The organism is Vagococcus teuberi (assembly GCF_001870205.1).
In the GTDB taxonomy this organism is placed as follows: domain Bacteria; phylum Bacillota; class Bacilli; order Lactobacillales; family Vagococcaceae; genus Vagococcus; species Vagococcus teuberi.
The window spans coordinates 1,957,549-1,970,347 of record NZ_CP017267.1 but is presented as its reverse complement, the minus strand read 5'-3'; the positions used below and the strand labels follow the sequence as shown (position 1 = coordinate 1,970,347).

Annotated in this window: 9 protein-coding genes and 1 other annotated feature; of the genes, 6 read left to right on the top strand and 3 right to left on the bottom strand. The window is 34.6% G+C overall.

All coding sequences use genetic code 11. The features are described 5' to 3' along the window. Positions 1–45 precede the first annotated feature (45 nt). Positions 46–765, top strand: a complete 720-nt coding sequence (locus tag BHY08_RS09455; RefSeq protein WP_071457622.1) for a hypothetical protein — start codon at positions 46–48, stop codon at positions 763–765. Positions 766–821: 56 nt separating this feature from the next. On the opposite strand, the gene BHY08_RS09450 is transcribed toward BHY08_RS09455, so the two are convergent. Genes BHY08_RS09450 through proB form a run of 3 tightly spaced genes read right to left on the bottom strand, consistent with a single transcriptional unit; the run spans position 822 to position 5,544 of the window. Next, entirely contained in the window at positions 822–3,443 is a 2,622-nt protein-coding gene (locus BHY08_RS09450; protein WP_071457621.1) for a YfhO family protein, read from the bottom strand. A 30-nt stretch (positions 3,444–3,473) separates the two neighbouring features. Beyond that, positions 3,474–4,718 (bottom strand): glutamate-5-semialdehyde dehydrogenase, encoded by a 1,245-nt coding sequence (locus tag BHY08_RS09445; protein ID WP_071457620.1) that lies wholly within the window; start codon positions 4,716–4,718, stop codon positions 3,474–3,476. Positions 4,719–4,737: 19 nt separating this feature from the next. Then, a complete protein-coding gene (proB, locus tag BHY08_RS09440) occupies positions 4,738–5,544 on the bottom strand; it encodes a glutamate 5-kinase (RefSeq protein ID WP_071457619.1) in 807 nt (268 codons plus the stop codon). Positions 5,545–5,791: 247 nt separating this feature from the next. Here proB and BHY08_RS09435 point away from each other — a divergent pair, with 247 nt between their 5' ends. The 5 genes from BHY08_RS09435 (at position 5,792) to gltX (ending at position 12,551) form a co-directional block, all read left to right on the top strand. Then, positions 5,792–7,762, top strand: coding sequence for a KUP/HAK/KT family potassium transporter (locus BHY08_RS09435; RefSeq protein WP_071457888.1), 1,971 nt, complete (start codon positions 5,792–5,794; stop codon positions 7,760–7,762). A gap of 99 nt (positions 7,763–7,861) precedes the next feature. After that, complete coding sequence (locus BHY08_RS09430) at positions 7,862–8,389, top strand: dCTP deaminase/dUTPase family protein (protein WP_071457618.1); 528 nt, start codon at positions 7,862–7,864, stop codon at positions 8,387–8,389. 109 nt (positions 8,390–8,498) lie between these two features. After that, on the top strand, positions 8,499–9,869 hold the full coding sequence (radA, locus tag BHY08_RS09425; RefSeq protein WP_071457617.1) for a DNA repair protein RadA: 1,371 nt from the start codon (positions 8,499–8,501) through the stop codon (positions 9,867–9,869). A gap of 19 nt (positions 9,870–9,888) precedes the next feature. Further along, positions 9,889–10,974, top strand: a complete 1,086-nt coding sequence (locus BHY08_RS09420; RefSeq protein ID WP_071457616.1) for a PIN/TRAM domain-containing protein — start codon at positions 9,889–9,891, stop codon at positions 10,972–10,974. Positions 10,975–11,075: 101 nt separating this feature from the next. Then, positions 11,076–12,551 (top strand): glutamate--tRNA ligase, encoded by a 1,476-nt coding sequence (gene gltX / locus BHY08_RS09415; RefSeq protein WP_071457615.1) that lies wholly within the window; start codon positions 11,076–11,078, stop codon positions 12,549–12,551. Beyond that, positions 12,536–12,746, top strand: a binding site (T-box leader). Its footprint overlaps the gene before it by 16 nt. Positions 12,747–12,799 lie beyond the last annotated feature (53 nt).

The following is a 12,799-nucleotide window of genomic DNA, read 5'->3' as shown; positions in this document are numbered from 1 at the left end:
TGGTAAAATAATAGTAATAAAGTCAAATAATGGAGTGTAGATGGCATGTTTAAACATAAAAAAAAACTTGTTTTAGTATTTTGTATGATTGCTCTTTTCTTTTTTTCTGGATGTTCATCTAAAGGAGAAAATGTAGATAAAGTGGTGTCGTTATTTGCCAATCGTTTATTCTATGATACACAAGTGGATGACTATAAAGAAATGTTTTCAGATAGCCAATTATATAATAAACGAGCTCAAGAAGTAGAAGAAGATTTACAAAATAATTTTGCTACAGTTTTTGAACCAATTTCTGGAACATTATCTAAAAGCGAAAGAGAAGATATCTCAATATCATTAATTGATAAAATCAGGGACAAGGCGAGTTACTCTTATACAATTGATGAAACCACAAAAAATACTATAAAAGTGACATATCATATTAAAGGGTTTGACTATGCTCATCTAGTAGGCATGACGATGTCAAATTTAATCAAAAATGAGGATAAAATAGAGCCAGGATCTGTTGGGGCAAAACACATCGTGACATCTGCTTATTATGATGCATTGGAAAAATCATCAAGTGTTGATAAAGCAGTTGATGTCAGTGCTTACTTTAAGCAAGATAATAACAAAAAATGGTTAGTAGATAAAACAAAGTCAAAAGAAACAGATATTCAGAATTTATTATTTGCTTTTATGACCGGTAAAAAATACGATGATGATTATGAAAAAAAAATGTTGGAAGAGATCAATCAAATTACGACACAAGATTCAACAAAATAAGCAAAAATACCTTTTTTCCGATTAATTGGAAAAAAGGTATTTTTAAGCTAGATTAATTAAAGGGCTCTTCTTTTTTTAACTTTTTTTGTGTTTGTAAATATGTAGTAAATAATGAACAGTCCTGTAGCACTAAAGAAACATATGACACCAACAACAAAACCAGGAGGTAAGAAGCTTAATTCAATATCATGAACACCTGCTGGAACGTTAAATGTTAAGAACCCATCTTGAAAATCTTTTGTTGCGACTTGTTTATTATCAACTTTTACGGTCCAACCTTTGTCAAAAGGAATGGTCGTAAAGACGACTTGTTCTTCAGGAGTTTCAACATGAGCCGTTGCTTTTCTACCATTTACAACAAATTCTACCCCTTTATCTTTTATAGAGTTCATTGCAGCATCGAATTTTGGGATATCCAATAAAACAACTGGCGGATTAATTAATTCAACTTCATCTGTCCCATAAAGTGTCACAGAAAATTCAACGATCGAATCTTCTTTGAAATATCCTAGGTTGTAATATTGTCCAGTGATACCAATTTGTGACTCATAACTGACATTTTGCGTCGTTACTTTAGCCGTAGAACTTTTTAATGCTCCAAAGTTTGTTGGAAATAGACTATAGTAAGCTTGTTTTCCAGCAGGAACACTAACTTGGTAGTTAACTACTTTTGCGACATTCGGCTGTTGCTCTTTGATAGCTATTCGATTATTAGATAAATTAGTGATTTGAGCATTCTGTGTACTAATTACTGATGGTGATGTGAAGGTATAGTAAACTTCATTTAAATCAGCTAATTGATTGACTAAATTCGTTTGAGCACCTAAATTATCCTTTTCAGGTAGTTTTATTTTATACAACTCTTCATTTGTAAGCATTCCTATAGGTATAGCATTTTTATTTTCATATAATGTGTATTTTCCTCGTTTTTCTATAGGTAAAAAACCATACTTCAACACGTTTTGAGTACTGATATTATATTTAATCCCCATCAAGCTATCCATTAATAATGTATTATTTTGATAGCGTATATTTAAACTAGTCCCTCTCGATCTAAACCCTAAAGTATTTAGTAAAGCAGAAGAATGTCGATTTCTAATAGAAGAAAACATACTAATGCCGCTATAACCATAATTAAAGCTATCATTGCTTGAAATTGGAGATAATGATTCTAAACGTTGGAAAGAGTCTTTATCGTCTTCTTCAGCTTTATCAACCAAGTATTTATAATCAGGATATGGACTAGAGTAAAGACTTCTTGAAGCATAGTTCCAGTCTTCTAAAATACCATTTAACATAAATGATGTATTGATGTAGGCTTCCCCAGTTACTATGAGTAATAATAGAAAGACAAAAGATTTTCTAGGTAACTGATTGATTTGATAGAAAAAGATTCCCACAAGATATAAAGCCAAGAATAAAATGGTCAAGACAAATTGTTTCAATGTGACAAAAGCATAACTATCTTTACTTGAAGCAAAGAATGCCATTGAAAATAGTACAGCTAAAATTAAGACAATTCCTACCATCACATTTAAATCTTTTTTAGTGAATTTTTCCCATCCAAATCCAGCTAGCATCACAACTAAAAATGAAAATAAGAAGCTATATCTGAATAAAAACATGTTTGGAGCATGCATGCCGTGCCAGAATAAGTTAAGAGGTTCAATATAAAAACTTGCTATTAAGACGGCAAACAAACTGGCATAACCAATTTTATTCTTTAATGGAATTACTCGTGAACAGAAGTAGAAAATACAGAAAATAAGTGGCAAAATACCAACATAAATAAAAGGAATAGAACCATATTTTGTTGTATCATAAACACCTATCATATTTTTTATGACGATGTCCCAAAAGGCAGTTGCTTCTGTTTTAAATTTTGTCATTTCTGATAGGGTTTCACCATTAGATAGTAAATCAAAAACAGCTGGAAGAATCATAATCATTGATGCAACACCAGCAAGTAGTGACGTTGTTAAGTAGGGAACGATTCGTTTTTTATATAATTGTGAGTTTGTTGCCACTCTAACAACGAAATAAAGAAATGAAAACAATCCAACCATAAATCCAAAATAAAAATTCGAAACAAACAACAAGAAATATGAAACAAATAACAGTGCGGACTTTCCTTTTTCAAGCACGCGATTGATTCCTAAGAAGACAAGAGGTAGGTACATAAAGACGTCTAACCACATAATTAATTCTGATTGAGCCATAGCAAACGACATTAAGGAATATGATATGGCTAAAGTCACATGAGAGAGATTTGGTAATTTATACGTTTCTTTGGCAAAATACCAAAAAGATAGACTTGCAGCACCAATTTTAATCAACGTCATAACATATAATGCGTCAGGAATATTTTGATTATCAAAAAAGAAGACAATCGGTGTGAATATTCCACCTAAATAATAAGAAATAAGTGACCAGTAGTTCAACCCAAGTGAGGCATCCCATGTATAAAAGATACTTTGTTTACCATGTAAAACATTATTGAAACTTGCATGAAAATTTGAAAACTGTGAAAAGGCATCACTTGCTAATACGCTTCTAGCACTTCCAGGGTAAATTCCTAGGCTAAGATAGACGCCTATCATGATTAAAAAGGGAATTATAAAAGCGGTAAGTCCATACTTACCACTAGTTTTAAAACTTTTTTTTATTTTTGATGACATAATCGTTCATTTCCCTCCTGAAAAGTAAATTTATCTAATTTGGCCTTCCCCAAAAACAATATATTTTGTTGTGGTTAACTCATTTAATCCCATTGGTCCTCTTGCATGAAGTTTTTGTGTGCTAATCCCAATTTCGCCACCAAAGCCGAATACACTCCCATCAGTAAAACGTGAAGAAGCATTAACGTAAACCACAGCAGCATCAATTTGTTGCATGAATTTTTGTGAGTTTTGGTAACTATCTGTCACAATCACTTCTGAATGTTTTGTTCCATAATGATTAATGTGGTTAATGGCTTCATCCAAACCATCGACAAGTTTGATAGCTAAGATTAGATCGTTAAACTCTGTCGCAAAATCTTCTTCAGTCGCTAGTTTAGCGGTTGGAAGGTAGGGAAGAGCTTCTTTATCGGCGCGTAATTCAACATGATGATTATCCAGTTCAGGACCAACTAACGATAAAAAGTCTGTTGCTATAGACTTATTTACTAAAAGAGATTCTGTAGCATTGCAAACAGAAGGACGCTGGCATTTTCCATTAATGACGATATCTTTTGCCATCTCTAAATTTGCTTTGTCATCAACATAGATATGGCAATTTCCTGTTCCAGTCTCAATCACAGGAACAGTCGCATTTTTGATAACAGATTGTATTAAATTTGCTCCACCACGAGGAATTAAGACATCTAGATAGTCAGATAGTTGCATAAATTTTGTCGCCGTTTCTCTTGATGTGTCATCGATAAATTGGACACATTCTTTAGGGAAGTCAACAGCATCTAAGGCTGCTTGAATAGCGTGAACTAAAGCTTGGTTAGAATGAAATGCTTCTTTTCCACCTCTTAAAATAATGGCATTTCCAGATTTTAAGGCAAGGGAAGACGCGTCTGTTGTAACGTTTGGTCGTGACTCATAAATCATTCCAATTACGCCAAGTGGCACACGCTGTTTACCAATCAGTAAGTTATCTTCGTTTCGCCACATATGATCAACTTTTCCGATTGGGTCATCTAATTCAATGGTAGTTTTAATATCTTGTTGCATCGTGTGAATGCGCTCTTTAGTCAAGAGTAAGCGATCGACCATAGTTTCAGGAATACCGTTTTCACGAGCTAATTCAATATCTTTTTTGTTAGCGGATAGAATATCTTCCATATTATTATCAAGATGTTTCACGATTGATTCTAATGCATCATTTTTAGCTTTAGTCGTTGCATTGTTTAAAAAGAATGCAGCTTTTTTTGCCTGTTTACCAAGTGTCTCTAACAGTGTCATGTATAACTCCTCCTTTTTATCACATATTTGAAAAAAGTGTCCCAACTGTTTTACCTTCTAAAATATCAAATAAAATAGCCGGATCTTTTCCACTAGCTAAAATCATTTGAGATTGATTGTCTAGTACTCGTTTTGCTGCTTTTAGTTTACTAGCCATACCTCCAGTACCAAACTCGCTTCCTTTATCACCTGCTGCCATTTCCATAACATCTGTAATTTCCGAAATATGGGAGAAAAGTTGAGCTTCTGGATTTGTTTGTGGATTATCATCGTAAAACCCATCAATATCAGATAACATCAGTAATAAGTCAGCCTGAGCTAAGCTACATACAATAGCAGATAATTGGTCGTTGTCGCCAAATTTTGTTAAGTGGTCCAATTCATCAACCGACACGCTGTCATTTTCGTTAACGATAGGAATCACTCCCATATTAAGCAGTTCTTCAAATGTGTTAATGACGTTTTGTCTGCTTGTTGGAAAGTCAATCACGTCGCGAGTTAATAACACTTGGGCAGATTGCTGATAGTAGGCTGCAAAACGTTGTGTGTATATTTTAATCAGTTCAGATTGACCAATTGCAGCCACCGCTTGTTGTTTTGCGATTGTTTCAGGTCGTTTATCTAAACCAAGTAATTTCATTCCAACACCAATCGCACCTGAAGAAACTAAAATGACTTCGTACCCTAGTTGTCTAAGTGATGTGAGTGTAAAAGCTAATTGATCGATTGCTCGTAAATTAATCTCTGTATTTGGTAGAACCAACGAACTGGTCCCGACTTTAATAACGAGTCGCTTACTTTCTTTTAATAATTTTTTTCTCTCCAAAGTAATCCCTCTTTTTTGTTTAATGACTATTTTTTTTAGTGTCTATCCATGCTATAATAACTTATTTTTAATTGTGTTTCCACTAATAGAAAATGAATTTTTTTATTTGAGTGTTGACTTTAAAAAAAATGAGTATATGATTGTCATGAATACTAACTTTTTAAAGAAATGAGGAGTGAAAAAAGTGAGTCAAAAATCTAATCAACAAGCTATAGATCGTTTTACATTAGGTGGAACGCTTGTTGCTATGGGAGTTGTTTATGGAGATATTGGAACCAGTCCTTTGTACGTTATGAAAGCCATTGTGGATGGAAATGGAGGACTAGCCCACGTATCAGAGACGTTTATCTTAGGTGCGGTATCATTAGTTTTTTGGACATTAACTGTATTGACAACGATAAAATATGTCATGATTGCACTAAACGCTGATAATCACGGTGAGGGTGGTATTTTTTCACTTTTCACATTAGTTAGAAAGAATAGTCGTTATTTGCTTTATCCTGCAATGTTAGGTGGGGCGACATTACTCGCTGATGGGATTTTAACGCCAGCAGTGACGGTCACAACGGCTATTGAAGGCCTTAGAGGGATTCCTTCTTTTTACGAGACGTTTGGCGATAGTCAACAAATTATTGTCATTATAACGGTTATTATTATCTTTTCATTATTTATGGTACAACGATTAGGAACAAAAAAAGTCGGCACACTGTTTGGGCCGATTATGTTTGGTTGGTTTACATTTATTGGATTAATTGGTCTATCAAACTTCATGGGAAATCTTTCAGTTATTCGTGCACTAAACCCATATTATGCTGTTCATTTATTGTTTTCTGGAGAAAATAAATTAGGAATACTTATTTTAGGAAGCGTGTTTCTAGCAACAACTGGAGCAGAAGCATTGTATTCAGATTTGGGGCATGCTGGTAGAAAAAATATTCGTGTAAGTTGGCCATACATCAAAGTCTGTTTAGTTTTAAATTACTTTGGTCAAGCAGCGTGGATTATCCGTGTTAAAGATATGCCTGAGTATCAAAATATGGATATGCTTAATCCATTCTTTAGAATGATGCCACAAGCACTGACTGTTGTAGGGGTGGTTTTTGCCACAGTTGCGGCGATTATCGCGTCACAATCATTAATTTCTGGTTCGTATACATTGGCCTCAGAAGCGATTAAATTACGTTTACTACCAAGGATGAAAATTATTTACCCAACTGACCAAAAGGGGCAATTGTATATTCCAGGGATTAATAACATGTTAATGATTGGCTGTTTAGCTGTTGTGTTTGGCTTTCAAACATCTGCTCGTATGGAGGCTGCTTATGGATTAGCAATCACCATTACAATGTTAATGACAACTATCTTGTTACTTGTTTACTTACTACAGGAAGGAACCCCAAGGCCACTAGCGTATCTGATTTTTATCTTTTTTGCAGTAATTGAAAGTATCTTCTTTGTTTCCAGTGCATCTAAGTTTATGCATGGAGGCTATGTGGCATTAGGAATCGCGTTAATTATTTTCCTCGTCATGCTCATTTGGCATCGTGGAAATATCATCACGGAAGCAACATCTAAACGAATTTCCTTATATGACTACAAAGAGCAATTAGGTGAGTTAAGAGATGATACGGATTGGCCACAACTTCAAACTAATTTGGTCTTTCTAACATCTAAAATTAAGGGTCATTTAATTAATCGAGAAATCATGTATTCAATTTTAGATAAAAGCCCGAAACGTGCGAAAGTGTATTGGTTCGTGAATGTATTTGTTACCGATGAGCCATACACTAAGGAATATTATGTGGATATGATGGAGACGGATTACATCGTGAATGTACAATTACGATTAGGATTTAAAATGCCGCAAGAGGTGAATGTCTATTTAAGACAGATTGTCCATGATTTGATGAATGAAGGAAAGTTACCAAAACAACCTCAAAAATATTCGATTACACCAGGAAGAGATACGGGAGATTTTTCATTTGTATTGATACGTGAAGAACTATCGCGTGTGACCGAATTAAACTGGTTAGATACTTTAGTGATGCAAGCCAAACTTGGCATTAAGCGTTCAGCAGTTGATCCAGCTAAATGGTACGGATTAGAATATAGTGATGTGATTATGGAGTATGTGCCACTTGTGATTCAACCAAAGAAAAATAAAGTGACATTACGGCAAGTTCAGGTCAACGAATTTTATGAAGACGATGACGAGTAAGACAATTAATAAAAGAAAGAGTAAGATTTATTTTTACTCTTTTTATTTGCCCTGTTTTCGGGTAGGATTAAAGAAATTAGAAGTAAAGGAAGGTAAACTATGAGTAAAGTAAGAGGGTTTGAAAAAGTATCAACATTTGAGGACATTAATTTACCAAAAAGAGCAACTAAAAGTGCTGCAGGATATGATTTTGAGTCGGCTGTTGATATTGTGATTCCAAGTATTTGGAGGCAAGGCATTGCTAAAGTATTAAAAGCCGTTTTATCAAAAGAGGTGTTAACAGTGGATGCTAACATGCAAAAAGAGCTAAAAGCAACGCTTGTTCCAACAGGAGTAAAATCATATATGGGTGACGATGAGTTTTTACAAATTGCCAATCGTTCAAGTAACCCGTTAAAAAATTTTTTAGTGTTAACAAACGGTGTAGGGATTATTGATAGTGATTATTATAATAATGCAGAAAATGAAGGGCATATTATGATTCAATTATTAAATTTTGGTTTAACAGATAAGCACATCAAAAAAGGAGATCGAATCGCTCAAGGGATCTTTTTACCCTTCTTAAAAGCAGATAATGACTCGGCTAAAACAGAACGCACTGGCGGATTTGGTTCATCTGGTAAATAATTCTTAAGATGAAATGGACTCTTTATTAGAATCGGATGATTTATGTTAAAATAAAGTGTACTAGCAATACCTAATAAAAAAGCAAAAATTGTAAATTAAGGATGATTTTTTGGCAAAGAAAAAAAGAAGTGAATATGTCTGTCAAACATGTGGCTATATTTCCCCAAAGTATTTAGGTAGGTGTCCTAATTGCGGAGAGTGGAATACTTTAGTTGAAGAAATCGCCTCAGAGGTTCCAACTAGACATAGCAGAGTTAGTTTGACAGGTGAAGTGAGCAAACCCCAAAAACTTCAAGAAGTGACTGCTCAAAAAGAGCCACGGGTTAAAACACAGTTAGGTGAGTTAAATCGTGTGTTAGGTGGAGGAGTTGTCCCAGGGTCTATGGTGTTAATTGGTGGAGACCCTGGTATTGGAAAATCTACTTTACTATTACAAGTGTCTCAACAACTAAGCTTATTAAAGGGAACTGTGTTATATGTTTCTGGTGAAGAAAGTTCACAACAAATAAAAATGCGTGCGGAACGCTTGGCTGATGGTAGCAATGATTTTTATGTTTATCCTGAAACAGATATGGGACGAATCAAGCAAGTTATTGAGCAATTAACACCAGATTATGTGATTATTGATTCGATTCAAACGATGGTTCATCCTGAAACAGAGAGTGCTGCTGGAAGTGTGAGTCAAGTTCGAGCGAATACGGCTGAGTTAATGCAAATTGCTAAAACAAACAATATTGCCATCTTCATTGTAGGACACGTGACGAAAGAAGGCTCGCTTGCAGGACCACGGATGCTTGAACATATGGTGGATACAGTACTTTATTTTGAAGGAGATAGACACCATACTTTCAGAATACTGCGTGCTGTAAAAAATCGTTTTGGCTCAACAAATGAGATTGGTATTTTTGAAATGAGGCAAGCTGGATTAGTAGAAGTGTTAAATCCATCAGAAGCATTTTTAGAAGAGCGAATTGACGGGGCGACAGGTTCAGCGATTGTATGTTCGATGGAAGGTACGCGTCCTATTTTGGCAGAGATACAATCACTTGTAACGCCATCTGTTTTTGGAAATGCTAAACGAACGGCAACAGGGCTAGATTACAACCGTGTATCACTGATTATGGCTGTGTTAGAAAAACGTGCTGGATTATTATTACAAAACCAAGATGCTTATTTAAAAGCAGTTGGTGGAGTGAAGCTTGATGAACCAGCGATTGATTTATCCATCGCAGTGAGTATCGCATCAAGTTACAAAGATAAAGGGACTTCTCCTCAAGATTGTTTTATTGGTGAAATTGGGTTAACTGGTGAAATTAGACGAGTGAACCGAATTGAACAGCGTGTTGGCGAAGCACAAAAATTAGGCTTCAAACGTGTGTTTATTCCAATAAATAATCTGCAAGGTTGGACACCACCTAAAGACATTGAAGTGATTGGTGTCGAAACATTATCAGAAACATTATTTAAAGTATTTTCTTAAGTAAAGGAGGAGAGATAGTATGCAGAAAAAAATTTACGCGCTTGTTATGGCTTTAATTGGATTTAGTTTAGGTGTGGCATTATTCCCATTATTATGGAAGGCGACCAACCAAGAAACGTTAGGTTGGTTAAATAATGATATTACTAATGGAATTATTGGAGCAATTATTTTTGCAATTATCGCTACATTGACAGAACAACATTTAGTATCAGGTTTAAGAAAAATAGAAAAATTTATTACAGAACAAAGTTTATCTGATTTATTGTTTGGTAGTATTAGTACGATTATTGGGTTATTATTAGGAGCACTTATTTCGATTCCATTTTATTCACTCCCTTTAATTGTTCCGGCAATTATTATGTTAATCACAGGGTACTTAGGATTTAGAGTAGGCACCATGAAAACAGAGGACTTTAAGAAATTATTTGTGCCAAAATCCAAAAAAGTTTCGGAAGAAATTCTTGATCGTCGTGTTGATGACTATTTTCATAAATACAAGGTTTTAGACACAAGTGTCATTATTGATGGACGTATTTATGATATTGCAAAAACTGGCTTTATTGAAGGAACGTTATTAATCCCAAATTTTGTTTTATATGAATTACAATACATTGCGGATTCAGGGGATAGTATGAAACGCGTTCGTGGGCGTCGGGGGTTAGATATTTTAAACGCCTTGCAAAAAGAAGAAAATATATCGGTTGAAATGTATGAAGGTGATTTTGAAGACATTCAAGAAGTCGATAGTAAATTGATTAAATTAGCTAAAATGTTAGATGGTATTGTGGTTACAAATGACTACAACCTAAATAAAGTGTGTGAATTTCAAAATGTGCCAGTATTTAACATTAATGCCTTGGCAAATGCTGTTAAACCAGTTGTTATTCCAGGTGAGACGATGGATGTTATTGTGATGAAAGATGGTACAGAACGCCAGCAAGGTGTGGCTTATTTAGATGATGGAACAATGGTTGTGGTTGAAGATGGTAAACACTTTATGAACAAGAAAATAAATGTCATTGTAACGAGTGCATTACAAACGGCTGCTGGTCGAATGATTTTTGCAAAACCAAGTCATTCTCAAACAACGATAAATGCTGATTAAAGGTTACAAAACTCTTGTGAAAGTGCCTTTACTATTTGGGTAAATGCATGTAAACTTAGAAACATAGGAAGCGATAATACGTGAACAAGGAAGGTAATACCATGGGAAATAAAGTACGTGTCAGATATGCACCAAGTCCAACAGGTCATTTGCATATTGGAAATGCTCGAACAGCATTATTTAATTATTTATTTGCTCGTCATCATGGCGGTGATTTTATCATTCGTATAGAGGATACAGACCAAAAACGTAATATTGAAGACGGAGAAAAAAGTCAGTTAGATAACTTAGCATGGCTAAATATTGACTGGGATGAGTCACCTGATAAGCCAGGTGAATACGGTCCTTATCGTCAATCTGAAAGAAAAGATATCTATCAACCATTAGTAGATCAATTATTAGCAAGTAATTTAGCTTATAAATGTTACTGTACCGAAGAAGAATTAGAAACAGAACGTGAGAGCCAACGTAGTCGTGGACAAATTCCACGTTACAACGGAAAATGTGCTCACTTAACACCAGAACAACAAGCAGCTAAAGAAGCTGAAGGAATTACACCAGTTGTTCGTTTTAGAGTACCAAAAGGCGAAGAATACACATTTGATGACATTGTAAAAGGAAACATTACATTTGAATCTGATAGTGTTGGTGGCGATTTTGTCATTTTAAAACGTGACGGGATACCAACATATAACTTTGCGGTTGCTGTGGATGATCATTTAATGAAAATTACACACGTTTTACGTGGAGATGATCATATTGCGAACACACCAAAACAATTAATGGTTTATGAAGCATTTGGATGGACTCCACCAAGATTTGGTCATATGACATTAATCATTAATACTGAAACAGGTAAAAAATTAAGTAAACGTGATGAAACGATTCTACAATTTATCGAACAATACCGTGAATTAGGTTACTTACCAGAAGCGATGTTTAACTTTATTAGTTTACTAGGCTGGTCTCCAGTGGGTGAAGAAGAAATCTTTAGCCAAGAAGAGTTTATTAAAATCTTTGATGCAGATCGTTTAGGTAAATCGCCTGCAGCATTTGATAATAAAAAACTTGAGTGGATTAGCAATCAATACATGAAACAACTTGATAGAAAAACAATGGCAGAGATGGCTTTACCATACTTAATCGAAGCAGGTTTAGTAGAAGAAAACCCATCAGCTGAAAAACAAGCATGGGTGGAAGAATTGGTAAGTCTTTACCAACCACAAATGAGTTATGCAAAAGAAATTGTTGAATTATCCAGTTTATTCTTTAATGATACATTGACATTTGATGATGCCGCTAAAGAAGTCTTATCAGATGAGCAAGTACCAGAAGTATTAGAAGCATTTAAAAAAGAATTAAATGACTTAGAAGAATTTGATGTTCCAGCAATTAAAAAAGCAATTAAAGCTGTACAAAAAGAAACAGGTGCTAAAGGTAAAAAACTGTTCATGCCAATTCGTGTAGCCGTGAGTGGTCAAATGCATGGTCCAGAATTAGCAGAAACGATTCTTTTATTAGGTAAAGATCAAGCAACTGAACATATTAATTTAGCATTAAACGAAATACAAGGATAAGAAAAGTAAGTGATATCGTGTCTTTAGAGAGCTTGTGGTAGGTGCAAACAAGTGGCAATATATCAGTGAAATGCCTCTTTGAGTAGGACTAGTGAAATAAGTAGTTAGTCTCGTGTGATAGACGTTACATTATCAAAAAGATTCACTAAGTAAAGTGAATGAAAAAAAGTGGAACCACGTGAGAGCGTCTTTTAACAGTATATGTGTATTGTTAAAGGGTGCTTTTTTGTTTGTGAGAGGAGAGAATC